This is a genomic window from Serratia sp. TSO36 (assembly GCF_057808395.1).
This window is the reverse complement of the sequence record NZ_JBJZOU010000006.1, coordinates 218,473-244,245: the sequence shown is the minus strand read 5'-3', so window position 1 is coordinate 244,245 and position 25,773 is coordinate 218,473. Positions and strand designations below refer to the sequence as shown.

Here is a 25,773-nt window from a genome sequence, read left to right as displayed (position 1 = left end):
GTTTTATCTCGCAATGTTATCCATCCTACCAGCCAAGCATACAGCATGGCCGGCGGGACAGTTTAGCACAAAGAGCGGAGATTCCAAATTCTCAGGATATTCTTAGTCTGCCTGTTTACGCAGGAAGGCTGGAATATCAAGATAGTCGGGCTCTTTATTCGGTTGCGCAGCTTGGTCGTTGACCACCTTGGCGGCAGGTTTCACTTCCTGCGGCAGAGGCGACATGCCGTGCTGCTGATAACGGTGATCCATCACCGGCTGGCTGGCCTGTTTATTGGTCACCAGAGTGATTTCAGGACGTTTGTCCATACCGATACCGGTTGCAACCACGGTAACGCGCAGTTCGTCGTTCATTTCCGGATCCAGCGAGGTACCGATAACCACGGTCGCGTTGTCGGAAGCGAACGCACGGATGGTGTTACCCACGGTTTCGAACTCATCCAGACGCAGGTCGAAGCCGGCGGTAATGTTGACCAGCACGCCGCGCGCGCCGGACAGGTCGATGTCTTCCAGCAGTGGGCTGGAGATCGCCATTTCGGCCGCTTCTTCGGCACGGTCTTCACCGCAAGCCACGCCGGAACCCATCATCGCGTAGCCCATTTCGGACATCACGGTGCGCACGTCGGCGAAGTCGACGTTCATCAGGCCCGGACGGGTGATGAGCTCGGCGATACCCTGCACCGCGCCTTTCAGCACGTCGTTGGCCGCGCCGAACGCGTCCAGCAGAGAGATGCCGCGCCCCAGAACTTTCAGCAATTTGTCGTTCGGGATGGTGATCAGCGAGTCCACGTGTTTGGACAGCTCAGCGATACCCTGCTCCGCGAATGCCATGCGCTTCTTGCCTTCGAAGTTGAAAGGCTTGGTCACCACGGCCACGGTCAGAATACCCAAATCTTTAGCCACTTCAGCCACCACTGGCGCCGCACCGGTACCGGTACCGCCACCCATGCCGGCCGCGATGAAGACCATGTCTGCGCCGTCCAGCGCTGCGCGCAGGGCTTCTCGGTCTTCTTCCGCTGAATTGCGACCCACTTCCGGGTTCGCGCCCGCACCCAGACCTTTGGTAATACCGCTACCGATCTGGATGGTTTGGCCAACCGCCGTTTTGCGGAGCGCCTGGGCGTCCGTGTTCACAGCGAAGAATTCAACACCTTCGATGCGCTCGCGCACCATGTGTTCAACGGCGTTGCCACCGCCACCGCCGACGCCGATGACTTTAATCACCGCGTCATTGGTTAGTTCCATTGGTTCAAACATAGTTTCTCTCCGTTTTGTGCCTGTCGCTGCGAGATCATAAAAAGATTACTCAGCATGATCTCTTTGTTGAAACATTAAAACTCTTTTCTCAGCCAGCTATTGATGCGTTTAAACCAATTGCCCACCGAGGCGCGTTTTTCTACTTCCGTCTCACCGCTCAGGTGAGACTCTTTTCCATAGTGCAGCAGACCTACCGCCGTCGAGTAGTAAGGCTCCTGCGCATAATCCGTCAGACCCGTGATGTTCAAGGGTTGGCCGATGCGTACCTGGGTGTGGAACACCCGTTGCGCACAGGCTGCCAGGCCATCAATCTGGGCGGCGCCACCGGTCAGCACGATACCTGCCGCCAGATGATGCTTCACCCCTTGCTGACGCAGTTGTTCCTGCAATTGCAAAATTTCATCGTTAACCAGATTCAACAGTTCGGTGTAGCGTGGCTCAATGACTTCAGCCAGCGTCTGTCTTTGCAGACTGCGCGGAGGACGTCCCCCGACGCTAGGCACCTCTACATTCTCATCCTTGCTAACAATCGACCCAAGCGCACAGCCGTGTCGAACTTTAATCGCTTCCGCGTCGGTCGGCGGCGTGCCGAAGGCGTAAGCGATATCGCTGGTGACCACGTTCCCGGCATAAGGGATCACTTTGGTGTGGCGCAGCGCACCGCCGGTGTACACCGCCATATCCATGGTGCCGCCGCCGATATCCACCACGCAAACGCCGAGTTCGCGTTCATCTTCGGTCAGCACCGCGTAGCTCGCGGCCAGACCGGCGAAAATAAGTTGGTCAACTTTCAGGCCGCAACGTTCCACGGCCTTGACGATGTTCTTCGCCATATCGTTATGGCAGGTAATCAGATGCACCTTGGCCTGCATGCGCACGCCGGACAGCCCAACCGGGTTTTTGATGCCTTCCTGATAATCGATGGCGTATTCCTGAGGAATCACGTGCAGAATGCGGTGTTCGTCGCGCACGCGCACTGATTTGGCGGTGTGCACCACGTTCTCCACGTCGTCCTGCGTCACTTCCTCTTCCGAAATCGGCACCATGCCGATTTCGTTCTGGCAGCTGATGTGTTTGCCCGACAGCGCCAGATACACCGAGGAAATCTGGCAGTCCGCCATCAGCTCGGCCTGATCGATGGCGCGCTGTACGCACTTCACCACCGACTCCAGGTCGTTTACGCCACCCTTATCCATGCCGCGAGACGGGCAACTGCCCACCCCGATAATGTTGACCATGCCATCGGGCAGAACTTCCCCTACCAACGCGGAGACTTTTGCAGTACCGATCTCCAGTCCAACTACCAGTTTTCTGTCCGTCGACTTGATCATTGTTGTTTTGCCTGTGCCTGATTCTGTTGCTGATTACTGTTTTGCTGACCGCCAAGCGCCTGCGGATCGACCAACACCGGAGCCCACCCTACCGAAGCGCCGGACTCGTAGCGCAGATCGACATAGCTGACACGCTTGCTCTCCGCCTGGCCCTGCTGCTGCAATACCGGGTAAAGCTCGATAAACCGCTGCAAACGCCCATTGCGGTCATCGCGCCCCAGCTCAAGCCGGACATCGTTGTCCAGCGCCAGCTGCCAGGAATGGCGCGCGGTCATCGCCGCCATTTTCAGCGTATATTTGCTGGCCGCCAACGAAGCGCTCATCGCCCGATAGCCTTCCAGCACATCCTGCTCGCTCCCTTCCGGCCCGTAGAGCAGCGGCAGCTTCTGCTTGCCCGCCCGCTCCGCCGGCACGCTGAACGCTTTACCTTCGGCGTCCACCATGTGCAAATCGTTCCAGCGCGCCACCGGGACGTACTCCACCAGATGGATCTTCAGCTCATCCGGCCATTGTTTGCGCACGCTGGCCTGCTTGATCCACGGCAGACGTTCGATCTGCTGCTGGATAACGTCCACATCCTGCGTCATAAAGGTGCCGGGCGCGCCCAGCGCCAGGATCGCCTGACGAATATCATCGTTGGTGGTGTAGTGGCGTTCGCCGGTCACCACCAGCCTTGAGAGCGGCAGGCGACTGGCGTCTTTCATCCAGCCAAGCACCGCCCAACCGCTCCACACGACCGTTCCCAACACCATCAGCAGGAAAATCATTCCCGCCAACTGGGTTCCATTGCTGCGGCGCGGGCCGTTATCCACCTCGCGATCGCGCGCATTCAGGGCAGCTTGCGACATATCAGTCGGCCAACTCCAAAATTCTCGCCACCAACTGCGAGAAGCTTAATCCAAACTGGCGCGCCGCCATCGGCACCAGGCTATGACTGGTCATGCCCGGAGAGGTGTTCACCTCAAGCAGATAGAAGCTGCCATCGCTGTCTTGCATCACGTCGACGCGACCCCAGCCGCTGCAGTCCAGGCCGCGGTAGGCGCGCAGCGCCAACGCCGCCATCTCGGCTTCCTGCTCGGCGCTCAAACCGCTCGGGCAGAAGTACTGCGTGTCGTCCGAAATGTACTTGGCCTGGTAGTCGTAAAACACGCCGGCCGGCTGGATGCGGATCGACGGCAGCACCTGGTCGCCCAGCATCGCTACGGTGTATTCCGGGCCGCTCAGCCACTTCTCCACCAGCACATCGTCGTCATGACGGAAGGCCTCTTCCAGCGCGGCTTCCAACGCGGCGCTCTCGGTGACCTTGCTCATGCCGACGCTGGAGCCTTCTCGGCTCGGCTTGACGATCAGCGGCAGGCCGAGATCCGCCACGCGCGCCAGCAGCGCCGCTTTTTCAGCGCCGAGATACAGCTGGCGATTCAGCGCCACGTAAGGCGCCACCGGCAAGCCCATCGACTGCCACACCATCTTGGTGCGCCATTTGTCCATGGTCAGCGCCGAGGCCATCACGCCGCTGCCGGTATAAGGCAGTTCGAGGAACTCCAGCAGCCCCTGCAGGGTGCCGTCCTCGCCGCCGCGCCCGTGCAGCGCGATAAACACCTTGGTGAACCCCTGCTCTTTCAGCTGGGTCACCGGGAAATCGCGGGTATCGACGCCGTGCGCATCGATACCGGCTTCGCGCAACCCGGCCAGCACCGCGGCGCCGGATTGCAGGGAAACGTCACGTTCAGCGGAGGTGCCGCCCAGCAGAACTGCAACTTTATCAGCCATGGTGCTCCTCCTCTTTCTTCGGCGGCTGCAGCTTCAGCTCGGCCAGTTTACGGGCGATTTTGCCCACGTTGCCGGCGCCTTGCACCAGCACCAGGTCTTCATCCTGCAGCAGCTGCGCCAGGGTTTCCGGCACGGTATCGGCATCGGAAACCAGGATCGGATCCAGCTTGCCGCGGCTGCGGATGGTGCGGCACAGCGAACGGCTGTCCGCGCCCGGGATCGGCGCTTCGCCGGCGGCGTACACGTCGAGCATCAGCAGCACATCCACCTGCGACAGCACGTTGGCGAAATCGTCGTACAGATCGCGGGTGCGCGTATAACGGTGCGGCTGGAAGATCATCACCAGACGCTTGTCCGGCCAGCCGGCGCGCGCCGCTTTCAGCGTGGCGTCCACTTCGGTCGGATGGTGGCCGTAGTCGTCCACCAGCATCGCGCTGCCCGCTTTGCCGTTGACCGGCTCCAGCGGGAACTCGCCGAGGAAATCGAAGCGGCGCCCGGTGCCCTGGAAGCCCGCCAGCGCGCGCAGGATATCTTCGTCGTCGATGCCTTCTTCGGTCGCTACCGCTACCGCCGCTGCGGCGTTCAACGCATTGTGGCGGCCCGGCGCGTTCAGCGTCACCGTCAGCAACGGCTTGTCCTGACGGCTCAGGGTAAAGTGCCCCTGCGGCCCAATCTGCCGGTAGTCTTCGATGCGCACATCGGCATCGTCACTGAAGCCATAGGTGGTGATGTGGCGACCCACGCGCGGCAACAGCTCGCGCACTACCGGATCGTCGATGCACATCACCGCGCGGCCGTAGAACGGCAGGTTGTGCAAGAAATTGATAAACGTCTGCTTCAGGTTCTCGAAGTCGCCCTGGTAAGTGTCCATATGGTCGGCTTCGATGTTGGTGACCACGGCCACCATCGGCTGCAGATGCAGGAACGACGCATCGCTCTCATCCGCTTCCGCGATCAGATAACGGCTGGACCCCAGTCGCGCGTGGGTGCCCGCCGCCTTCACCAGCCCGCCGTTGACGAAGGTCGGGTCCAGGCGGGCTTCGGCGTAAATGCTCGAGACCATCGCCGTGGTGGTGGTTTTACCGTGCGTGCCGGCGATAGCGATGCCGTGGCGAAAACGCATCAGCTCCGCCAGCATTTCTGCGCGGCGGATTACCGGGATGCGCGCTTCACGGGCGGCGACGATCTCCGGGTTGTCGGCGGAGATGGCGGTAGACACCACCACCACGCTCGCATCCAGCACGTTTTCCGGACGGTGATTGAAATAAATCGTCGCCCCGAGCGCGCTCAACTGTTGGGTCACCGGATTCGGCGCCAGGTCGGAGCCGCTGATCTGATACCCTTCGTTTGCCAACACTTCGGCGATACCACCCATGCCGGCACCACCGATGCCGACAAAGTGAATGTGCCGGACGCGACGCATCTCGGGCACGATAGTACGTAGTTTCGCCAGTTGTTGTGTATTCATCACTCTCTCTAATCCGGATCCGGTACCCCGGCCCTACATCACATTGCTTTTATTCAGGTTCGGCGCACCGAACCCCTGCACTCGTTACTTGGCGAGCCGCACCAGCTCCGCCGCCACGCGCTCGGTGGCGTCCGGAATGGCGACCGCGCGCGCTTTCTCGGCCATGGCCAGCAGCGTTTTGCGATCCCAGCTCGCCAGCAGTTCGGCCACCACATCGGCGTTGAACTGCGGCTGTTCGATAATCTTGGCCGCGCCGGCTTCTTCCAGCGGGCGCGCGTTCCAGTACTGCTGACGATCCTTATGCATGAACGGCACGAAGATCGCCGGCAGCCCCGCCGCCGCGATTTCGCTGACGGTCAACGCGCCGGAGCGGCAAACCACCACGTCGGCCCAGGCGTAGGCGGCGGCCATGTCGTCGATGAACTCGGTCACCTTGTGCTGCGTCTGCCCTACCCTTTCGTAGTCGCGCAGCACCGTTTCCAGCGCGCCCTTGCCAACCTGATGCCAGAGCGTAATTCTATCGCCCAAACGCGCCGCGACTTCAGGAACTGTCTGATTCAGCACGCGCGCGCCCTGACTTCCGCCAATCACCAGCACGCGGATCGGGCCTTCGCGCCCCTGCAACCGCTCCGCCGGCAACGGCAGCGCCAACACGTCGGTGCGCACCGGGTTGCCCACCACCTCGGCGTTCGGGAACGCGCCGGGGAAGGCCTGCATCACTTTGGCGGCGATGCGCGCCAGCCAACGGTTGGTCAAGCCGGCGATGCCGTTCTGCTCGTGCAGCACCACCGGGATGCCGCACTGCCAGGCCGCCAGGCCGCCGGGGCCGGAAACGTAACCGCCCATCCCCAGCACCACATCCGGCTGATAGCTGCGCATGATGGCTTTCGCCTGGCGCACCGCCTGCCAGATCCGCAGCGGCGCAGTCAGCTGGGCCTTCAAGCCTTTGCCGCGCAGGCCGGAGATGCGGATAAAATCAATCTCGATCCCGTGCTTCGGCACCAGATCGGCTTCCATTCGGTCTGCGGTTCCGAGCCAGCGCACCTGCCAGCCCTGCGCCATCAGATGATGCGCGACCGCCAGCCCCGGGAACACGTGCCCGCCGGTACCGCCTGCCATCACCATTAAACGCTTAGGTTTCCCGCTCATCCCTTACCTCTTCACAAACGCCTGAGCCTTGGTCAGGCGCGTTTCATAATCAATTCGCAGCAACAGCACGATGGCCGTCGACATAATCAGCAAACTTGAACCGCCGTAACTGATCAGCGGCAGCGTCAGACCTTTGGTCGGCAGCATGCCCGCCGCGGCGCCGACGTTAACCAGCGCCTGGAAGCTGAACCATACGCCGATCGCGCAGGCCAGGAAGCCGGAGAAGCGTTGGTCGATCTCCAGCGCGCGGCGCCCGATGGACATCGCGCGAAAAGCGACGAAGAATACCATTAACAGGGCTAAAACCACACCGATATAGCCCAGTTCTTCACCCAAAATGGAGAAGATGAAGTCGGTGTGCGCTTCCGGCAAATACTCGAGTTTCTGCACCGAGTTGCCGAGCCCCTGCCCCCAGAACTCGCCGCGGCCAAACGCCATCAGCGACTGGGTCAGCTGGTAGCCGCTGCCGAACGGATCGGCCCACGGGTTCCAGAACGAGGTCACGCGGCGCATACGGTACGGTTCCGCGATGATCAGCAGCACCACGGCGAACACGCCGGAGCCGATGATCGCCAGGAATTGCCACATTTTCGCGCCGGCCAGGAACAGCATCGCCAGCGTGGTGATGAACAGCACCACCACGGTACCGAGGTCCGGCTGCGCCAGCAGCAGCACCGCCAGCACCACCATCACGCCCATCGGCTTGCAGAAGCCCCAGAAGTTGCTGCGCACCTCTTCCACCTTGCGCACCAGATAGCTCGCCAGGTAGCAGAACAGCGACAGCTTGGACAGCTCCGCCGGCTGAATACGCAGCGGGCCGAGCGCGATCCAGCGCGAGGCCCCGTTTACCGAGCTCCCCACCACCAGCACGATCAGCAGCATCACGATCGACATCAGCAGCATCACGTTGCTGTAACGCTGCCAAACTTCCATCGGGATACGCAGCGTCACCAGCGACAGGCCGAACGCCAGGCCGAGGTACAACGCGTCACGTTTGGCGAACAGGAACGGATCGTCTGCCAGGCGTTGGCCGATCGGCATCGACGCCGAGGTCACCATCACGAAGCCGATGAATGCCAACCCGAAGGTCAGCCACAGCAGGGTGCGATCGTACAGCACCATGTTGACCGCATCGTTGTCGCGCGCGCCGGTCACCCAGTCTTTCATCCGTTCTGTCAGCCCGAAGTTCGGCAAGCGTAGTTTCATCCGCCAAGCTCCTGCGCCAAGCGGGCGAACTCATCGCCGCGCACTTCAAAATTACGGAACTGATCGAGACTGGCGCAGGCCGGCGACAGCAACACCATATCGCCGGGCTGTACGCGGCCGGCGATGGCGCGCATCGCCTGCTCCATGGTCTCGGTCAGCGTCGCCACCTCCGGCCGCAGCTGTGCCAGCTGGGCGCCATCGCGGCCAAAGCAATACAGCCGCACATTGTCGCCCTGCAGATAGCGCGCCAGCGGCGAGAAATCGGCGGACTTGCCGTCGCCGCCCAGCAGCAGATGCAGCGTGCCGTCTACCTGCAGGCCGTTCAGCGCCGCTTCGGTGCTGCCGACGTTGGTGGCTTTGGAATCGTTGATCCAACGCACGCCGTTGTTCTCCCAGGCCAGCTGGAAGCGGTGCGCCAAGCCGGTGAAGGTGGTCAGCGCCTTCAGGCTGGACGCGCGCGGAATATTGACCGCATCCGCCAACGCCAGCGCCGCCAGGGCGTTGGTGTAATTGTGGCGGCCGGTCAGCTTCATCTCGCGCGTATTCAGCACCTTCTCACCGCGCACCCGCAGCCAGGTTTCCCCCTGCTGACGGTTCAGGTGATAGTCGCCCACGTCGGCGCCGAAGCTGACGCAGCGCTCGTCGGCGCCGCGCACCGGCATGGTCAGCGCATCGTCGGCGTTCACCACGCACACCGCGGCGTTTTCATACACGCGCAGCTTGGCGCCGCGATACTGCTGCAGGCCGAACGGATAGCGATCCATATGATCTTCGGTCACGTTCAGGATGGTCGCCGCCGCCGCCCTCAGGCTATACGTCGTTTCCAGCTGGAAGCTGGACAACTCCAGCACGTAAAGCTGGCATTCCTGGCGCAGCAGGCTCAGCGCCGGCAGGCCGATATTGCCACCCACGCCCACCGCCCAACCGGCGGCTTTCGCCATCTCGCCCACCAGGGTGGTGACGGTGCTTTTACCGTTGGAGCCGGTGATCGCCACGATCGGCGCCTGCGCTTCACGGCAGAACAGTTCGACGTCACCGACGATTTCCACGCCGGCGTCCGCTACGGCGCTCAATGCCGGGGTCGCCAGCGCGACGCCCGGACTGGCGACGATCAGATCCGCCGCCAGCAGCCAGTCCTGATTCAGATCGCCCAGATGGCGCTCCACGCTTTCAGGCAGTTTGTCCAACCCTGGCGGCGCGATACGGGTATCCATCACGCGCGGCGTCACGCCGCGCGCCATGAAGAAATCGACACAGGACAGGCCGGTGAGGCCCAACCCGATAATGACGACTTTTCTACCCTGATAGTCTGCCATGATTAACGCACCTTAAGCGTTGCCAGGCCAATCAGCACCAGCATCAGCGAAATGATCCAGAAGCGCACGATAACGCGCGGTTCCGGCCAGCCTTTCAATTCATAGTGGTGGTGAATCGGCGCCATGCGGAAAATGCGTTGCCCGCGCAGCTTGAACGATCCCACCTGCAGGATCACCGACAGCGTCTCCACCACGAACACGCCGCCCATGATCACCAGCAAGAACTCCTGGCGCAGCAGCACCGCGATGGTGCCCAGCGCGCCACCCAGCGCCAACGAACCGACGTCACCCATAAACACCTGGGCCGGGTAAGTGTTGAACCACAGGAACCCGAGGCCGGCGCCCACGATGGCGGTACATACGATCACCAACTCACCGGCATGACGCAGATACGGAATATGCAGGTAGTTGGCGAAGTTCATGTTACCGGTCGCCCAGGCCACCAGCGCGAAGCCGGCCGCCACGAATACCGTCGGCATGATCGCCAGGCCGTCCAGGCCGTCGGTCAGGTTGACCGCGTTGCTGGTGCCGACGATGACGAAATAGGCCAGCAGGATATACAGCAGGCCCAGTTGCGGCATCACGTCCTTAAAGAACGGCACAACCAGCTCGGTGGCTGGCGTGTCTTTTCCTACGGCGTACATGGCGAATGCGACAATCAGTGCAATCACCGACTGCCAGAAATACTTCCAGCGGGCGATCAGCCCTTTGGTGTCCTTACGCACCACCTTGCGGTAGTCGTCGACGAAGCCGACGATGCCGTACCCCACCAGCACGAACAGCACGCACCAGACATACGGGTTGGACGGGTAAGCCCACATCAGCACCGAAATGGTGATGGAGGTCAGGATCATGATGCCGCCCATGGTCGGCGTGCCGCGCTTGCTGAAGTGCGACTCGGGGCCGTCGTTGCGCACCACCTGGCCGAAGGACATTTCTTGCAGACGCTTGATCACCCGCGGGCCCATCCACAGCGACAGGAACAGCGCGGTCAGCAGGCTGACAATGGCTCGGAACGTCAGATAAGAAAAGACGTTGAAGCCTGAGTAATACTTGACCAAATGCTCGGCCAGCCAAACTAACATGGTGCTTTCTCCTGTAACGCGCGTACTACCTGCTCCATTGCGGCACTACGTGAACCTTTGATTAACACGGTAATGACCGCATGTTCCGACAGTAATTCCGCCACGCGCGCGATCACTGCAGTCTTGTCCTGATAATGTTCGCCGTTGCCGGAGGCTTCGCTCAGCACGCGGCTCAAACCGCCGACGCTGATCACTTTGTCGACGCCGGCCAGACGGGCGGCTTCGCCCACCTGACGGTGACACTCTTCCGCTTCCGCACCCAGCTCGGCCATATCGCCGACCACCATCACGCGGTAGCCCGGCATCTCTGCCAGCACCTGCGCCGCCGCGGTCATCGACCCGACGTTGGCGTTATAGCTGTCGTCCAGCAGCAGCTTGCCTTCGGCCAGCGCCACCGGGAACAGACGCCCCGGCACCGCCTGCAGCTGTTTCAGCCCCTGACGCACCGCTTCGAGGGTGGCGCCCACCGACATCGCCAGCGCCGTCGCCGCCAGCGCATTGGCCACGTTGTGGCGCCCCGGCAGCGGCAGCGCGATCTCGGCGGTGCCGAACGGGCTGTGCAGCGTGAACTGCGTGCCCGCGCCGTTTACCCGCACGTCGTCCGCGAAGAAGTCCACGCCTGCGGCGGCCTGCGGCGAGAAGCGCCAGACGGTTTTGCCGCCCAGCATGCTCTGCCAGTGCGGCCAGTCGTTGTTATCGGCGTTGATGATCGCCACGCCGTCGGCCGGCAGGCCGGTAAAGATTTCACCTTTCGCCTGGGCGACGCCGGCCAGCGAGCCAAAGCCTTCCAGGTGAGCCGCCGCCAGGTTGTTCACCAAAGCGGTCTGCGGCCGCGTCAATGCGGTGGTGTAAGCAATTTCGCCAATGTGGTTAGCGCCCAGCTCTATCACGGCAAAGTCATGCTGCGGTTCCAGACGCAGCAACGTCAGCGGCACGCCGATGTCGTTATTGAAGTTGCCGGCGGTATACAGCACTTCGCCGCATTCGCGCAGAATGGCGGCGGTCATTTCTTTCACCGATGTCTTGCCCGAGGAGCCGGTCAGCGCCACCACGCGCGCCGGCACCTGCTGACGCACCCAGGCGCCAAGCTGCCCCAGCGCCAGACGGGTGTCTTGCACCACCAGCTGCGGCACGTCCACCAATAAGCGCTTACTGACCAGCAGCGCCCCGGCGCCTGCGGCTACGGCATCCGCCGCGAAGTCGTGGGCGTCGAAACGCTCGCCTTTCAGCGCCACAAACAGGCAACCGGCGGTCACCTTGCGGGTGTCTGTCGTCACCTCGACAATTTGGCAATCGGCGCCAATCAGCTCAGCGCTCAATACCTCAGCCAGTGTCTGAAGAGAGACAGGGATCATGCCAGCACCCCCAGCAGTCGGGCGACCGTCGTGCGGTCGGAGTAATCCAGGCGGCGGTTGCCTACCAATTGGTAATCTTCGTGGCCTTTGCCCGCCACCAACACCACGTCCTGTTCCTGCGCCTGCATGATGGCGCTGGTTACCGCTTCGGCGCGGCCGTGGATCACCAGCGCCTGCCCGGCGTCCAGCAATCCAGTCAGGATATCGTTGATAATCGCGCGCGGCTCTTCGGTACGCGGGTTGTCATCGGTGATCACCACGCGATCGGCGAACTGTTCGGCGATGCCGCCCATCAGCGGACGCTTGCCCTTGTCGCGATCGCCGCCGCAGCCGAACACGCACCACAGCTGCCCCTGGCAGTGCAGGCGCGCGGCTTCCAGCGCTTTCTCCAGCGCATCCGGCGTGTGGGCGTAATCCACCACTACCGTCGGTTTGCCCGGCGCGTTAAACACTTCCATGCGGCCGCAGACCGGCTGCAGACGGCTGCCGGTATCCACCAGCGCCTCCAGCGGATAGCCCAGCGACAGCAGCGTCGCCAAGGCCAACAGCAGGTTGCTGACGTTGAAAGCACCCATCAGGCGGCTTTCGATCTCGCCGTCGCCCCAGCTGGAGCTGAAGCGAACAGTGGCGCCGTTGTCGTGATAGTCGACCGCCGTGGTTTTCAGCCAGCGGCCGTGGCCGCCCGGCTGCAGGTTGCCCTGCATCGTCACCGCCACCGCATCCGGCAGCTTGCTCAGCCAGCGCTGACCGACTTCATCGTCGGCGTTGATGATCGCCTGCCCCACGCTGTGGGCGGCGAACAGCGACCATTTGGCCGCCTCGTAATTAGCCATATCACCGTGGTAATCCAGGTGATCGCGGCTCAGGTTGGTGAAGACCGCCGCGGCGAACGGCAGCGCCGCCACCCGGTGTTGCACCAGACCGTGCGAAGAAACTTCCATGGCGGCGAAGGTCGCGCCTTGTTCCGCCAAATCGTTTAATACGTGTTGAACATCCACCGCAGAACCGGTGGTATTCTCGGTCGGACACACCTGGCCCAGCAGGCCGTTGCCGACGGTGCCCATCACCGCGCTGGTTTCGCCCAGCAGTTGGCTCCACTGCGCCAGCAGTTGGGTGGTGGTGGTTTTGCCGTTGGTGCCGGTCACGCCGACCAGACGCAGACGCTCGCCCGGCTGGTGGTAAAAACGCCCGGCCAGCGCGGAAAGGCGCTGGTTCAGTTGGCTCAGGTAGATCACCGGCACGCCGTGCATTTCAACGATGGCGCCGTCTTCGGCCTGACCGTCAGCTTCGGCGATCACGGCGGCGACGCCCTGCGCGATGGCCTGCGGAATATAGCGGCGTCCATCCGTTTGATGGCCGACAACGGCGACAAACAGATCCCCGGCAGCCGCCACACGGCTGTCTAATGTCATTTCCCGCAGCGCGCGCCCGGGTGCCGTCGGCACCCACGGGGCGAGTAAGTCGCGCAAATTACGATCTGCCACCTGAACCCTCTTTCTTGTTAATCACTAATTCGCTTTTGTCACCGGTAGGCAACGCGTCAGGCTCGACGTTCATGGTGCGCAATACGCCGCCCATGATGGCGCCGAACACCGGCGCGGAGATTGCGCCACCATAGTATTTCCCACCCTGCGGGTCGTTGATGACGACCACCAGGGCAAAACGGGGGTTACTTGCCGGCGCGACGCCGGCGGTATAAGCGATGTATCGGTTGACGTATTTGCCGTCCGGGCCCACTTTTTTCGCGGTACCGGTTTTGATGGCGATACGGTATCCCTTGATGGCGGCTTTCACGCCGCCGCCGCCCGGCAGGGCCACGCTTTCCATCATGTGCACCACGGTGCGCACCAGAGGTTCAGGGAAAACGCGCTCGCCGGCGACCGGAGGGTCAACCTTGGTGATCGACAATGGGCGATATACGCCCAGGCTGCCGATCGTTGCATAGACTCGCGCCAACTGTAACGGAGTTACCATCAGCCCGTAGCCGAAAGAGAAGGTGGCCCTCTCTATGTCAGACCACCGTTGTTTTTTTGGGTATATGCCACTGCTTTCTCCGACCAGCCCCAAATTGGTCGCTTTTCCCAGCCCAAAACGAGAGTAAGTATCTACTAACGCTGAGGACGGCATCGCTAACGCCAGCTTTGAAACACCGACGTTACTCGACTTCTGCAAGATCCCGGTCAATGACAGCTCCGAGTACCGCGCCACGTCTTTGATCTCGTGGCCCTGAATGCGGTACGGGATGGTGTTCAGCACGCTGTTTTCTCTCACCACGCCGTTTTGCAGCGCGGTCATCACCACCATCGGCTTCACAGTTGAACCGGGTTCAAAAATATCGGTGATAGCACGGTTACGCATGGTCTCTTTCGGCGTACCGGCCATGTTGTTCGGGTTGTAAGACGGGCTGTTAGCCATCGCCAGCACTTCGCCGGTGTTCACGTCGATCAGCACCGCGGTGCCCGACTCGGCCTTGTTGAACGCCACCGCGTTGTTCAGCTCGCGATACACCAGCGCCTGCAGGCGTTCATCGACACTCAGCACCAGGTTATGCGCCGCCTGGCTGTCGACGGAGGAGATATCTTCGATCACCCGGCCGAAGCGGTCCTTACGCACCGTTCTCTCGCCCGGTTGCCCGGTCAGCCAGCGGTCGAAGCTCTTCTCGACGCCTTCGATGCCTTGCCCGTCGATATTGGTCACGCCGATAATGTGCGACGTCACCTGCCCCGCCGGGTAGTACCGGCGCGACTCCTGCCGCAGGTAGATCCCCGGCAGCTTGAGCTTGTGGATGTAGTCGCCGATCGCCGGGTTCACCTGGCGCGCCAGATAAACGAATCGCCCTTTCGGGTTGGCGTTGATGCGGTTTGAGAGTTGGTCCAGCGGGATGTTCAGCGCATCGGAAAGCGCTTTCCAACGGCTGTCCAGCGTGATGCCGCCGCGCTCATTCAGCTCTTTCGGATCCGCCCACACCGCATTGACCGGCACGCTGACCGCCAACGGCCGGCCGGCGCGATCGCTGATCATGCCGCGCGCGGTCGGCACTTCCTGCACGCGCAGCGAACGCATGTCGCCTTCTTTCACCAGACGATCGGGGTTGATGACCTGCAGGTACGCGACGCGCAGCATCAGGCCGACCATCGCCAGCAAAATGCAGCCGCACAGCAACGCAAAACGCCAGCTGACAAAGCTGGCCTGATCTTCCTGGCGTCTCAACTTACCGGGGCGCGCTGCTTTCATGCGTTTCCTTTCTACTCCGTGTCATTATTCCGGTTAAACCATTCATTGTTTAACGATGATATTTTCCTGCGATGGATCAACGTGTTGCATCTGCAGTTTTTCTGTCGCGATACGTTCAACCCGGCTGTGATCGCCGAGGGCGTTCTCTTCTAAAATCAGGTTGCGCCACTCGATATCCAGCGCATCGCGCTCCAGCACCAGCTGTTCGCGCTCGGCGGTCAGCAGGCGGGTGCGGTGCGCGGTGGTCACCACGAAAACCGCGGAGACCAGTGACGCAATCAGTAAAATCAGGGGGATCTTGGCATTGCGCAGCAGATCGCCGCCAATCACCCCGACCAGGCCGTGACGTTCGTTGCCGATCACGCGGGCATCCTCTCAGCAATACGCAGCACCGAGCTGCGCGCACGCGGGTTGTCCGCCACTTCCGCTTCCGACGGCATCATTTTGCCCAGCGCTTTCAGCGTTCGCCCGCCCATGCCGCGCAGTTGCTCTTCGGTCAACGGAATGCCCGCCGGCACCTGGGCGCCGCGGCTGTGGTGACGCATAAAGCGTTTGACGATGCGGTCTTCCAGCGAGTGGAAGCTGATGATCGACAAACGGCCCCGTGGGGCCAGCACTTCCAGCGCGCCGTCGAGCGCACGCTCGATCTCTTCCAGCTCGCTGTTGATATAGATGCGGATCGCCTGGAAGCTGCGCGTCGCCGGATGCTTGTGCTTTTCACGGAACGGGCTGGCATCGGCAATCAGATCCGCCAACGCTTTGGTGCGCGTCATCGGCTCCACGCGGTTTCTTTCCACGATGGCGCGCGCGATGCGCTTGGCGAAACGCTCTTCGCCAAAGGTTTTCAGCACCCAGGCGATGTCGTCCGCTTCGGCCTTCATCAGCCACTCGGCGGCGGACAGGCCGGTGGAGGGATCCATGCGCATGTCCAGCGGGCCATCGCGCATAAAGGAAAACCCGCGCTCTGCGTCGTCAAGCTGCGGCGAAGAAACGCCCAGATCGAGCAGAACGCCGTCGATCTTGCCCACCAATTCACGTTCCCGCACGTAGTGCGACAACTCGGAGAATGGGCCGTGTACGATGGTAAAACGAGGATCTTCAATAGATTTGGCGGCTGCAATCGCCTGAGGGTCACGGTCAATCGCCAGCAAGCGCCCTTCCGGCCCCAGCTGGGACAGAATCAGACGAGAATGGCCACCGCGACCAAAAGTACCGTCGATATATATGCCGTTGCTGCGGATGTTGAGGCCGTTGACGGCTTCGTCCAGCAGGACGGTGGTGTGTTTATAGTTTTCCAACATGCTTATAGCGACAAGTCCTGTAGCCGCTCAGACAACGGTTCCTGAGTCGACTGTTCAGCGTCAATATCATCCTTGACTTGTTGATACCAGGTCTGTTCATCCCACAGTTCAAACTTGTTGAACTGACCGACCAGCATCACTTCTTTCGTGAGCCCGGCGTGTTGCCGCAGCGTATTGGCGAGCAGCAAACGACCGGCACTATCCATCTGACACTCACTGGCATGCCCCAGCAACAGGCGCTGAACGCGGCGCTCGGCGGGATTCATGCTCGACAGACGTGATAATTTTTGTTCAATAATTTCCCATTCGGGCAAAGGATAAAGCAGCAGGCAGGGCTGATGGAGGTCAATGGTACAGACCATTTGGCCTTGCGATTCCTCGTTGAGCAATTCCCGATATCGGGTAGGTACGGCGAGCCGCCCTTTGCTGTCGAGGTTGACCATCGTCGCTCCACGGAACATTCCTGAGCTACCCCTTAGTGACCGTTTTCACCACTTTACCCCACAAATTCCCACACAATGGAGTTTACGGAGGGTATGAAAACCTTGTCAAGCCAGAGCGCCAGCGCTTTGGCAATATTTCTCTGGTCATTTTGGGAGCTGACTCGCGAAAGAAACTCTGATTATTCGACGAATAAAAATTAACACCATGATAAACGGAGAGAATTTTCTAAGCGGAAAGAATCTGATTAAAAACCTGACGAACTGGCGATTAATTAACTCATTACTTCCTTCTGCAAGCCATGTCTCATTTTTCAGCTCGGCAATCTCAGTGCGGTAACCGCTGGCGAGCCGCGCCCGCCAAGGCTCGGCGCCTGGCGAATCGATCGCGGAATAAGGCCATAACTCCTTGAGTTAATAACGCTCAATCGTTATTCACCTTAAAACCGGGCGCTATTTTACTTCAATTTGCACTGCCGTGATGAGGCCGCGAAAAAAATAAATGGCTCGGATATTACGAGCAGAAGTAATTTCGATTTAAATCAATTTGGTAAGATTATTCCCAAAATACCTGTTTACAATTATGGTTTCATTTTCTTACACCTTTATTTCCACAATTTCTGCCGGAAAAAACCCTCACTTGAAGCAAAAAATCGCAACCACATGTTTTTAATGAATTTATTTTAAAATGCCGATTTTAATCCCTCCGCCCTCACCTCTTCCCCGGTTCCACGGGACAAAAACCGAACAAATGTTAAAAATAAAAATATAAACCTAGTTAAAAAACATAATTCAGATTAGTACACTATAAAAAACGCAAAAACTCAGACTTAACATCCAATTATTAATAATTTAACAGCATTTTAACCAAAGGGGATGACACATGCTTTCGCCCGCCGCTCACTGGCGTAGCGCCGCTGCCGATACGTTCGCACTGGTGGTGTACTGCTTTATCGCCGGCATGGCGATAGAAGTGTTGATCTCCGGCATGAGCTTTCAGCAATCCCTCTCTTCGCGCCTGCTGTCGATTCCGGTCAACATCCTGATCGCCTGGCCCTACGGCCGCTATCGCGATCTGTTTATCCGCACGGCGCGCCGCTGCCCGCGCGGCCAGTTCGTGCTGCGCAACCTCGCCGACCTGCTGGCCTACGTCAGCTTCCAGTCGCCGGTTTATGCCGCCATTCTGTGGAGCGTAGGCGCCGACGGCCCACAAATGCTGGCGGCGGTGACCAGCAATGCGCTGGTCTCCATGGCGATGGGCGTGGTGTATGGCTATTTCCTGGAATATTGCCGGCGGCTGTTCCGGGTGGCGGGCTACGTCTAAACCAGGAGCCCGACAACGCGGGCTCCCGTAGAGCGAACTACTTGCGGCTCAGGCTGCCGCGGCGGAACAGATTGCGGCGAATACGCGTCAAACCCGGCTTGGGTTTACGCGGTTCGTCCAGGCTGGCCAACACCAGCTCGAGCACGCGTTCGGCCACGTCGCGATGGCGCTGCGCCACCGCGAGCACCGGGCACTCGAGGAAATCCAACAGTTCATGGTCGCCGAAGGTGGCAATTGCCAGATCGGTCGGCAAACGGCCACGTTGCTTCAGCGTCACGTCCATCACGCCCTGCAACAGCGAGAACGAAGTGGTGAACAGCGCCTGCGGCATCGGGTGCGTTTTCAGCCATTCGGCGAACAGCGCGCCGGCGGCTTCACGTTCATAGCTGTTGGCATACAGGTAATCGACATGGCGGGGATCCTCTTGCCAGGCCTGACGGAAGCCCTGCTCGCGCAGGAAGCTCACCGAAAGCTCCGGCAAGGCGCCCAGATACAGCACCGATTCAGCCGGGAAGGTGCGCAGCTCCTGCGCCAGTGCAAAGGCGTCTTCCTGATCGGCCCCGACGACGCTGATGAAATGCTCGCGATCCAGCGCGCGGTCCAGCGCGATGATCGGCAGCGGATCGTTGGCCCAGCGTTGATAGAAAGGATGCTCCGGCGGCAAGGCGGTGGAGACGATGATGGCGTCCACCTGGCGCTGCAGCAGGTGCTCGATACAGCGCATTTCGTTGTCCGGCTGATCTTCGGAACAGGCGATCAGCAATTGGTAACCACGCTGGCGCGCCTGGCGTTCCAGGTAGTTGGCGATGCGGGTATAGCTGGTATTTTCCAGATCCGGGATCACCAGACCGATAGAACGGGTACGCCCGGCGCGCAGCCCCGCCGCTACGGCATTCGGGTGATAGTTATGCTCCCTGACCACGGCCATCACTTTCTCGACGGTTTTATCGCTGACACGATACTGCTTCGCCTTGCCGTTGATGACGTAACTGGCCGTCGTGCGCGAAACGCCCGCGAGACGCGCGATTTCATCCAGTTTCACATTAACCCCTTAATGACGCTGAAAATAGAAGTGAAGGCTGTGCTCGGATTAACCATGACATCCCGTGCGGTTATTCAATCCAGCCTCTGCGATCTAACAGCAGAAAACACTGCCTAGCAACCGCTTTTGCCGAAAGGTGCCAGCAATCGGGCAAAAAATACCGAAAAACAAAGGGCGCAGCCACGCCGCGCCCCTGATTATTCACCGCCAGACCGCACTCAGCGCATGATTTTGTCGCCACGCGACACGCCGACCACCCCGGAACGGGCCACTTCCACGATCTCCGCCACTTCACGCACCGCGCTCAGGAAAGCGTCGAGCTTGTCGCTGGTGCCGGCCAGCTGTACCGTGTACAGCGTCGCCGTCACATCCACGATCTGGCCACGGAAAATGTCGGCGCAGCGCTTCACCTCTTCACGGCCGTAGCCGCTGGCCTGCAGCTTCACCAGCATGATCTCGCGCTCAACGTGGGCGCCCTGCACCAGCTCGCTGACGCGCAGCACGTCCACCAGCTTGTGCAGCTGTTTCTCAATCTGCTCCAGCACTTTCTCGTCGCCGACGGTCTGGATAGTCATGCGCGACAGCGTCGGATCGTCGGTCGGCGCCACCGTCAGGCTCTCGATGTTATAACCGCGCTGGGAGAACAGCCCGACCACGCGCGACAAGGCGCCGGATTCGTTTTCCAGCAAGACAGATAAAATACGGCGCATGATCAGGTCCTCTCCGTTTTGCTAAGCCACATTTCGTCCATGCTTCCGCCGCGGATCTGCATCGGGTAAACATGTTCGGTTTCATCGACGGTCACGTCGACGAACACCAGCCGCTCTTTTTCCGCCAGCGCCTGCGCCAGCTTGCTTTCCAGCTCATCCGGCGTGCGGATGGCGATGCCGACGTGGCCGTAAGCCTCGGCCAGCTTGACGAAGTCCGGCAGCGAATCCATGTAGGACTGCGAGTGACGGCCGGAATAAATCATGTCCTGCCACTGCTTTACCATGCCCAGATAGCGGTTGTTGAGGTTCACCACCACCACCGGCAGGTTATATTGCAGCGCGGTGGACAACTCCTGAATATTCATCTGAATGCTGCCGTCGCCGGTCACACACACCACGGTTTCCTCCGGCAACGCCAGCTTGACGCCCAGTGCCGCCGGCAGGCCGAAGCCCATGGTGCCGAGGCCGCCGGAGTTGATCCAGCGGCGCGGTTTATCGAACGGATAATAGAGCGCGGCGAACATCTGGTGCTGGCCGACGTCCGAGGTGACATACGCATCGCCTTTAGTCAGGCGGTGCAGGGTTTCGATCACCGCCTGCGGTTTGATGGTGCCGCTGTGCTTGTCGTAACCCAGGCAGTCGCGGGCACGCCACTGCTCGATAGACTGCCACCAGTCGCGCAGCGCGTCGTGATCCTGCGCTTTCTCGTCCTGTGCCAACAGCTCCAGCATCTGCACCAGCACCTGTTTGGCATCGCCGACGATCGGAATATCGGCGTCCACCGTTTTGGAGATCGAGGTCGGATCGATATCGATATGCAGCACGGTGGCGTCCGGGCAGTATTTGGCCAGATTGTTGGTGGTGCGATCGTCGAAACGCACGCCGACGGCGAAGATCACGTCGGCATGGTGCATGGTTTTGTTGGCTTCATAGGTGCCGTGCATGCCGAGCATGCCGACGCTCTGGCGATGGGTGCCGGGGAAAGCGCCCAATCCCATCAGGCTGCTGGTCACCGGCAGGTTCAGCTGCTCCGCCAAGGCCAACAGTTCGGCCTCGCAACCAGCGTTGATCGCGCCGCCGCCGACGTACATCACCGGCTTTTTGGCCGCCAGAATGGTTTGCAATGCGCGTTTGATCTGCCCGCGGTGGCCCTGCACCGTCGGGTTATAAGAACGCATGCTCACGTCCTGCGGGTAGGCATAAGGCATCCGCACCGCCGGGCCGACGATATCTTTCGGCAGATCGATCACCACCGGGCCGGGGCGGCCGCTGGAAGCCAGGAAGAACGCCTTCTTCAACACCGCCGGAATGTCTTCGGTGCGTTTTACCAGGAAGCTGTGCTTCACCACCGGGCGCGAAATCCCCACCATATCGCACTCCTGGAAGGCGTCGTAGCCGATCAGCGAGCTGGGCACCTGCCCCGACAGCACCACCATCGGGATCGAGTCCATATAGGCGGTGGCGATACCGGTAATGGCGTTGGTGGCGCCGGGGCCGGAGGTCACCAGCACCACGCCCACTTCACCGGTGGCGCGCGCGTAGCCGTCGGCCATGTGCACCGCCCCCTGCTCGTGGCGCACCAGAATATGATCGATCCCTCCAACCGTATGCAGGGCGTCGTAGATATCGAGCACCGCCCCGCCGGGGTAGCCGAATACATGCTTAACGCCCTGATCGATCAACGATCGGACGACCATCTCGGCTCCTGACAACATCTCCATGGGTTTGCCTCCAGGCTTGCTTATTCTTCTCTGGCGCCGGAACGTAGCGCCTGCTGCGGGGCAATGCCCCAAAGTTTTTATGGGTTGTCGCTATCGAATTAACATAACGTCAGAATTTGGGGCAGGCAAACGACAAAATGGCTTAGCGGAGGCATGGTTATTGCCAAGCGGCTGGATATCACGGCTTTATAAAAACAATGCGCTAGCCGCAGGGTTATCAGGCTAGGCATTGTTTCGAACAGGGGGAAAATTACAGAACTAAATCAGGTGAAGGATATGCCGCTTTTTTCGCCGGGCACATGGCCCGGCGGCGGCGTCAGGCCTGTTCCTGGTACATTGAATCGATTTCGCGCTGATAGCGCTGCAGGATCACTTTGCGGCGCAGCTTCAGCGTTGGCGTCAACTCCCCCAGCTCCATCGAAAAGGCCGCCGGCAGCAGCGTGAACTTCTTCACCTGTTCGAAGCGCGCCAGCTCCTTTTGCATCTCGCGCAGACGCTTTTCGAACATCTCGAGGATTTCACCGTTTCGCAGCAGCTCCAGGCGGTCCTGGTATTTCAGGTTCACTGACTTCGCATACTCTTCCAGCGACTCAAAGCACGGCACGATCAGCGCGGAAACGAACTTGCGCGCATCGGCGATGATCGCCACCTGCTCGATAAAGCGATCCTGCGCCAGCGTGCCTTCCAGCATCTGCGGCGCGATGTATTTGCCGCCGGAGGTTTTCATCAAATCCTTCAGCCGTTCGGTGATGAACAGGTTGCCCTCTTCATCGATCGCCCCGGCGTCGCCGGTTTTCAGCCAGCCGTCCTCGGTAAAGGTCGCGGCGGTTTCCAACGGTTTGTTGAAATAGCCGCGCATCACGATCGGCCCGCGCACCTGGATTTCATTTTCCTCGCCAATGCGCACCTCGACCTCAGGCAGCGGTTTGCCGATAGAGCCGAAGCGGAAATGCCCCTCTTCCCAGCAGGAGACGGTGGCGCAGGTTTCGGTCATGCCGTAACCGTACTTGATGTTGACGCCCATCGCCTGGAAAAACAGGATCACATTGTCGTCCAGCTTGGCGCCCGCCGCCGGCAAAAAGCGCACCCGGCCGCCGAGGATACCGCGCAGCTTGCTCAACACCAGCTTGTCGGCCCAGCGGTGAGTGAAGTCGAACACTTTGCCCAACGGTTTGCCGGCCCGCTCCTGCAGGAACTTGCGCTCGCCGCAGACGATCGCCCAGTGGAACAACGCACGGCGCAGCCAAGGGGCGCGCGCCACTTTTTCATGCACCGCGCTGAAAATCTTCTCGTAGAAACGCGGCACCGCACACATCAGCGTCGGGCGGACCTGCCCCATCGCTTCCCGCACCCAGTCGGTATTCGGCAGGAAGACGTTCTGCGCGCCGGAATGCATCACAAAGAAGCTCCAGGCCCGCTCGAACACGTGCGACAGCGGCAGGAAGCTGAGCGACACATCCTCTTCGCCGACCGTCAGCCTTTCATCATGCAGGTAGAGCTGCGCCGCCAGGTTGCGGTAGTCCAGCATCACCCCTTTCGGCTCGCCGGTAGTACCCGAGGTATAAATCAGGGTGAAGAGATCCTGCAGGTCGCACTCTTCAATACGCTGCCGACGTTGAGCGGCAAAAGCCGCCGGATCGGCAGCGCGCTCGAAGGCGCTCAGATGCTGTGCGATCTCGCAGCCGCGCAGATCGGCCCCCTCGTCGAAGACGATAATGTGCCGCAGCTGTGGGCAGACGCCGCGCAGCGCGATGGCGGCGTCAAGCTGCGCCTGCTCACCGACGAACAGTATGCGGATGTCGGCGTCGTTGGTGACAAACGCCGCCTGCGCCGGCGTATTGGTGGAATAGAGCGGTACGCTGACGCCACGCAGGTGCAGGATCGCGAGATCGGTCAACGACCAGGCCATCGTGTTATTGGCGAAAATACCGATGCGTTCTTGCACTTCGACGCCCAGCCCCAGCAGCCCGGCGGCGATGCGATCAATGCGGGCGGCGGCCGCTCCCCAGGTCAGTTGCAACTCGCCGTTGGGCGACCATTGGCGAAAAGCTGTGCGATCGACTCGGTGGGTGATTTGATGCTGTATACGATGGATCAGATGGTATTGCAGCAGATTAGTGATCATAGTGCTCTAAGCCTGAAATGAATCATACAGTTAAGCCTGAACGACGCCTTGCGGCCCTCATCTCAGCTTACACGTGTTTACTTTTTTCCGCGCAGTCTACCTACTCTCAGGCAGGGGGAAAAGCGATTTCAGCGTAGAAGTGTGAGCCAAAACTCAGGCCGGCTTTCGCGCTTTCATCAGTTGGACAGAACGGGAAGGAAAAGGTTTGCCGACGGCAATAAAACGCGGCCCATCCGGGCCGCCGCATCGAGTTAGTTTAAAATACTAGCCGGAAAGTAAAAATCAGAATATTAATTTATATTAATTATTTTTGCTGAACGAACAAACCCACTATGAAAATAAGTTATTTTATCGCCGTAAAACCAAGAAACATCTTAATAAAAACACAGATAGTTCTTAGTTTTTATCATGAGAAAAAAACGCTCAGTTGAATATTATCTTTATATGGCTCCCATTTTTTATCGCTTTACTTTGGGTTGCCTGCCTCAATCAGGACGGATTTCATCCACTGGTGGCCTTTATCCCGCTCGGAGGATTCATGCCAAGAGAGATAACAGGTGGCTTTATTATCATTGCTACATAAAGGAACCGCCTTTATTTTCAATGCCTCCGTCTGCTGTCGCACCAACCAAGCGGGCGCAATCGCCACCATTTCCGTTTGCGACACCATATTCAACACGCTGTAGAGATCCGTGCACTGTTGCGTCACGACGCGCAGCATCGGCTCCTCTAAATAAAAAGGTTTACTGAACGATCCAAAACTCTCCAGGGAAACTACGGCGTGCTGCTCGGCCAGCATGTGCTCCGGCGTCGCCTCCTCGCCCATTCTCGGGTGCGCCTGCGCAACCGCCAGCACTAATTCGTCGTCGAACATCGCCAGGCTGCGAAACTCCGCCGATTCGAAACGGCTGTAGCCGATGACAAACTCGACATCCTGATAACGCAATTGATGCTCAATATTATTGTTGATGTACGACTTTATTTGCAGGTTAAGCTGCGGCGCGATCTGTTTGACGTGATTGATTATCCCGGCGCCCAGACGCAAATCGAGCGGGCTGCACAGCGACAGGGAGAACGCTCGCGTGCTGGTCAGCGGCTCGAACTCGGCGCCCGGCAATTCATTCTGCACCAGCTGCAACGCTTGCCGCACCGGGCCAAACAGCTGCCTGGCCCGCATGGTGGGCTGGATCCCGCGCCCGCAGCGCACGAACAGTTCGTCGTTGAACATCACCTTCAGGCGCGCTACCGCGTTGCTCACCGCCGGCTGCGACATCCCTAGCGAATTAGCGGCTCGCGTAATATTTTGCATTTGCATCACGGCGTCAAACACCGTCAGCAAATTAAGATCGACGCTGCGCAAATGAATGTCCGCCGGCTCTTTGACCATAGTGATTTCTGAATCATATTCAGCCATATTTCACTCCACTAAATCCTGTGTAGATAATCCAATCCTTATGCTCGACAAACAATGAAACGCCGCATTGTCATATCTTTGCACGACAAATCCTGCCATTACCGTCATCAACCGATAAAAAACCTCGTGTTATCGACACGATATAAGTCGTATATGGAATACATGTCAGTAGTTTCTCCCGTCAGCGGGAAGAATGCCACCTGGGTAGTACTAATAATTAGGTATCAACAATGATTAATACAACTAAACAACATAGCTGCATTGTATGAGACAAACTATAAAAACACATCATAAGCAATCAAACCATCTAAAAACACCGCTCACTTTGTGTAAAATTACATTATTTTGTTATATTATGACTAAAATAATCAATTAATCATATGAATTCAATTTAAATCATTTGTATAAAAAATGTTATTTTGTTGCCCCCCGTGATTAATCCCTCTTATTTTTTCATCGCAAATCTTAACGCAACGAAATCCAGAAGCAATTAGCGCAGTATATATTCGATTCGTTTATGCTAAG

At 59.5% G+C, this 25,773-nt stretch carries 21 protein-coding genes; 1 reads left to right on the top strand and 20 read right to left on the bottom strand.

Translation table 11 applies throughout. The annotated features are described in order from the left end of the window. Positions 1-102: 102 nt before the first annotated feature. The 15 genes from ftsZ to mraZ all read right to left on the bottom strand — a co-directional run bounded on the left by ftsZ (position 103) and on the right by mraZ (position 16,933). Positions 103-1,257: a cell division protein FtsZ gene (ftsZ, locus tag ACK3CV_RS04155; RefSeq protein WP_004932757.1), complete on the bottom strand. Its 1,155-nt coding sequence runs from the start codon at positions 1,255-1,257 to the stop codon at positions 103-105. A 74-nt stretch (positions 1,258-1,331) separates the two neighbouring features. After that, the gene (ftsA, locus tag ACK3CV_RS04150; protein WP_004932758.1) at positions 1,332-2,588 is read right to left on the bottom strand and encodes a cell division protein FtsA; all 1,257 of its coding nucleotides are present in this window, start codon (positions 2,586-2,588) and stop codon (positions 1,332-1,334) included. Beyond that, a complete protein-coding gene (gene ftsQ / locus ACK3CV_RS04145; RefSeq protein ID WP_033637108.1) occupies positions 2,585-3,436 on the bottom strand; it encodes a cell division protein FtsQ in 852 nt (283 codons plus the stop codon). The genes ftsA and ftsQ overlap by 4 nt, the downstream gene beginning before the upstream one ends. A gap of 1 nt (position 3,437) precedes the next feature. Then, the gene (locus ACK3CV_RS04140) at positions 3,438-4,358 is read right to left on the bottom strand and encodes a D-alanine--D-alanine ligase (protein WP_033641257.1); all 921 of its coding nucleotides are present in this window, start codon (positions 4,356-4,358) and stop codon (positions 3,438-3,440) included. Continuing rightward, entirely contained in the window at positions 4,351-5,826 is a 1,476-nt protein-coding gene (gene murC, locus ACK3CV_RS04135) for a UDP-N-acetylmuramate--L-alanine ligase (RefSeq protein ID WP_033637105.1), read from the bottom strand. The genes ACK3CV_RS04140 and murC overlap by 8 nt, the downstream gene beginning before the upstream one ends. 84 nt (positions 5,827-5,910) lie before the next feature. Beyond that, complete coding sequence (murG, locus tag ACK3CV_RS04130) at positions 5,911-6,975, bottom strand: undecaprenyldiphospho-muramoylpentapeptide beta-N-acetylglucosaminyltransferase (protein ID WP_004932773.1); 1,065 nt, start codon at positions 6,973-6,975, stop codon at positions 5,911-5,913. Positions 6,976-6,978: 3 nt separating this feature from the next. Continuing rightward, a complete protein-coding gene (gene ftsW / locus ACK3CV_RS04125) occupies positions 6,979-8,181 on the bottom strand; it encodes a cell division protein FtsW (RefSeq protein ID WP_047569331.1) in 1,203 nt (400 codons plus the stop codon). Beyond that, a complete protein-coding gene (gene murD / locus ACK3CV_RS04120) occupies positions 8,178-9,497 on the bottom strand; it encodes a UDP-N-acetylmuramoyl-L-alanine--D-glutamate ligase (protein WP_164039416.1) in 1,320 nt (439 codons plus the stop codon). Before murD ends, ftsW begins: the two co-directional genes overlap by 4 nt. 2 nt (positions 9,498-9,499) lie before the next feature. Next, positions 9,500-10,582: a phospho-N-acetylmuramoyl-pentapeptide-transferase gene (mraY, locus tag ACK3CV_RS04115; RefSeq protein ID WP_004932782.1), complete on the bottom strand. Its 1,083-nt coding sequence runs from the start codon at positions 10,580-10,582 to the stop codon at positions 9,500-9,502. After that, positions 10,576-11,937 carry a UDP-N-acetylmuramoyl-tripeptide--D-alanyl-D-alanine ligase gene (gene murF / locus ACK3CV_RS04110; RefSeq protein ID WP_033649202.1) on the bottom strand — a complete coding sequence of 454 codons (1,362 nt, stop codon included), beginning with the start codon at positions 11,935-11,937 and terminating at the stop codon, positions 10,576-10,578. Before murF ends, mraY begins: the two co-directional genes overlap by 7 nt. Continuing rightward, positions 11,934-13,421 (bottom strand): UDP-N-acetylmuramoyl-L-alanyl-D-glutamate--2,6-diaminopimelate ligase, encoded by a 1,488-nt coding sequence (murE, locus tag ACK3CV_RS04105; RefSeq protein WP_164039413.1) that lies wholly within the window; start codon positions 13,419-13,421, stop codon positions 11,934-11,936. Before murE ends, murF begins: the two co-directional genes overlap by 4 nt. After that, positions 13,408-15,171 carry a peptidoglycan glycosyltransferase FtsI gene (locus ACK3CV_RS04100; RefSeq protein ID WP_004932790.1) on the bottom strand — a complete coding sequence of 588 codons (1,764 nt, stop codon included), beginning with the start codon at positions 15,169-15,171 and terminating at the stop codon, positions 13,408-13,410. The genes murE and ACK3CV_RS04100 overlap by 14 nt, the downstream gene beginning before the upstream one ends. Before the next feature lie 42 nt (positions 15,172-15,213). Then, positions 15,214-15,534, bottom strand: a complete 321-nt coding sequence (gene ftsL / locus ACK3CV_RS04095) for a cell division protein FtsL (protein ID WP_012005204.1) — start codon at positions 15,532-15,534, stop codon at positions 15,214-15,216. After that, positions 15,531-16,472, bottom strand: coding sequence for a 16S rRNA (cytosine(1402)-N(4))-methyltransferase RsmH (gene rsmH / locus ACK3CV_RS04090; protein ID WP_060452775.1), 942 nt, complete (start codon positions 16,470-16,472; stop codon positions 15,531-15,533). Before rsmH ends, ftsL begins: the two co-directional genes overlap by 4 nt. 2 nt (positions 16,473-16,474) lie before the next feature. Next, positions 16,475-16,933 carry a division/cell wall cluster transcriptional repressor MraZ gene (gene mraZ / locus ACK3CV_RS04085; RefSeq protein WP_025159638.1) on the bottom strand — a complete coding sequence of 153 codons (459 nt, stop codon included), beginning with the start codon at positions 16,931-16,933 and terminating at the stop codon, positions 16,475-16,477. Between the two features lie 862 nt (positions 16,934-17,795). Here mraZ and ACK3CV_RS04080 point away from each other — a divergent pair. Next, positions 17,796-18,236: an L-alanine exporter AlaE gene (locus ACK3CV_RS04080; RefSeq protein WP_033637098.1), complete on the top strand. Its 441-nt coding sequence runs from the start codon at positions 17,796-17,798 to the stop codon at positions 18,234-18,236. Between the two features lie 37 nt (positions 18,237-18,273). On the opposite strand, the gene cra is transcribed toward ACK3CV_RS04080, so the two are convergent. From cra to leuO, 5 genes are all read right to left on the bottom strand, one after another. After that, positions 18,274-19,278, bottom strand: coding sequence for a catabolite repressor/activator (gene cra / locus ACK3CV_RS04075; RefSeq protein ID WP_004932801.1), 1,005 nt, complete (start codon positions 19,276-19,278; stop codon positions 18,274-18,276). Between the two features lie 218 nt (positions 19,279-19,496). Continuing rightward, the gene (gene ilvN, locus ACK3CV_RS04070; RefSeq protein ID WP_004932806.1) at positions 19,497-19,988 is read right to left on the bottom strand and encodes an acetolactate synthase small subunit; all 492 of its coding nucleotides are present in this window, start codon (positions 19,986-19,988) and stop codon (positions 19,497-19,499) included. 2 nt (positions 19,989-19,990) lie between these two features. Then, positions 19,991-21,709, bottom strand: a complete 1,719-nt coding sequence (ilvI, locus tag ACK3CV_RS04065) for an acetolactate synthase 3 large subunit (RefSeq protein WP_033652909.1) — start codon at positions 21,707-21,709, stop codon at positions 19,991-19,993. 316 nt (positions 21,710-22,025) lie between these two features. Then, complete coding sequence (locus ACK3CV_RS04060; protein ID WP_164039408.1) at positions 22,026-23,834, bottom strand: AMP-dependent synthetase/ligase; 1,809 nt, start codon at positions 23,832-23,834, stop codon at positions 22,026-22,028. Between the two features lie 466 nt (positions 23,835-24,300). Continuing rightward, entirely contained in the window at positions 24,301-25,248 is a 948-nt protein-coding gene (leuO, locus tag ACK3CV_RS04055) for a transcriptional regulator LeuO (protein WP_033637095.1), read from the bottom strand. Between the last annotated feature and the right edge of the window lie 525 nt (positions 25,249-25,773).

Excerpts from the sequence above, each read along its gene's own strand:
- ftsZ (WP_004932757.1), bottom strand. The coding sequence starts at position 1,257 with ATGTTTGAACCAATGGAACTAACCAATGACGCGGTGATTAAAGTCATC.
- ftsA (WP_004932758.1), bottom strand. The coding sequence starts at position 2,588 with ATGATCAAGTCGACGGACAGAAAACTGGTAGTTGGACTGGAGATCGGT.
- ftsQ (WP_033637108.1), bottom strand. The coding sequence starts at position 3,436 with ATGTCGCAAGCTGCCCTGAATGCGCGCGATCGCGAGGTGGATAACGGC.
- ACK3CV_RS04140 (WP_033641257.1), bottom strand. The coding sequence starts at position 4,358 with ATGGCTGATAAAGTTGCAGTTCTGCTGGGCGGCACCTCCGCTGAACGT.
- murC (WP_033637105.1), bottom strand. The coding sequence starts at position 5,826 with ATGAATACACAACAACTGGCGAAACTACGTACTATCGTGCCCGAGATG.
- murG (WP_004932773.1), bottom strand. The coding sequence starts at position 6,975 with ATGAGCGGGAAACCTAAGCGTTTAATGGTGATGGCAGGCGGTACCGGC.
- ftsW (WP_047569331.1), bottom strand. The coding sequence starts at position 8,181 with ATGAAACTACGCTTGCCGAACTTCGGGCTGACAGAACGGATGAAAGAC.
- murD (WP_164039416.1), bottom strand. The coding sequence starts at position 9,497 with ATGGCAGACTATCAGGGTAGAAAAGTCGTCATTATCGGGTTGGGCCTC.
- mraY (WP_004932782.1), bottom strand. The coding sequence starts at position 10,582 with ATGTTAGTTTGGCTGGCCGAGCATTTGGTCAAGTATTACTCAGGCTTC.
- murF (WP_033649202.1), bottom strand. The coding sequence starts at position 11,937 with ATGATCCCTGTCTCTCTTCAGACACTGGCTGAGGTATTGAGCGCTGAG.
- ACK3CV_RS04100 (WP_004932790.1), bottom strand. The coding sequence starts at position 15,171 with ATGAAAGCAGCGCGCCCCGGTAAGTTGAGACGCCAGGAAGATCAGGCC.
- rsmH (WP_060452775.1), bottom strand. The coding sequence starts at position 16,472 with ATGTTGGAAAACTATAAACACACCACCGTCCTGCTGGACGAAGCCGTC.
- mraZ (WP_025159638.1), bottom strand. The coding sequence starts at position 16,933 with ATGTTCCGTGGAGCGACGATGGTCAACCTCGACAGCAAAGGGCGGCTC.
- ACK3CV_RS04080 (WP_033637098.1), top strand. The coding sequence starts at position 17,796 with ATGCTTTCGCCCGCCGCTCACTGGCGTAGCGCCGCTGCCGATACGTTC.
- ilvN (WP_004932806.1), bottom strand. The coding sequence starts at position 19,988 with ATGCGCCGTATTTTATCTGTCTTGCTGGAAAACGAATCCGGCGCCTTG.
- ilvI (WP_033652909.1), bottom strand. The coding sequence starts at position 21,709 with ATGGAGATGTTGTCAGGAGCCGAGATGGTCGTCCGATCGTTGATCGAT.
- ACK3CV_RS04060 (WP_164039408.1), bottom strand. The coding sequence starts at position 23,834 with ATGATCACTAATCTGCTGCAATACCATCTGATCCATCGTATACAGCAT.
- leuO (WP_033637095.1), bottom strand. The coding sequence starts at position 25,248 with ATGGCTGAATATGATTCAGAAATCACTATGGTCAAAGAGCCGGCGGAC.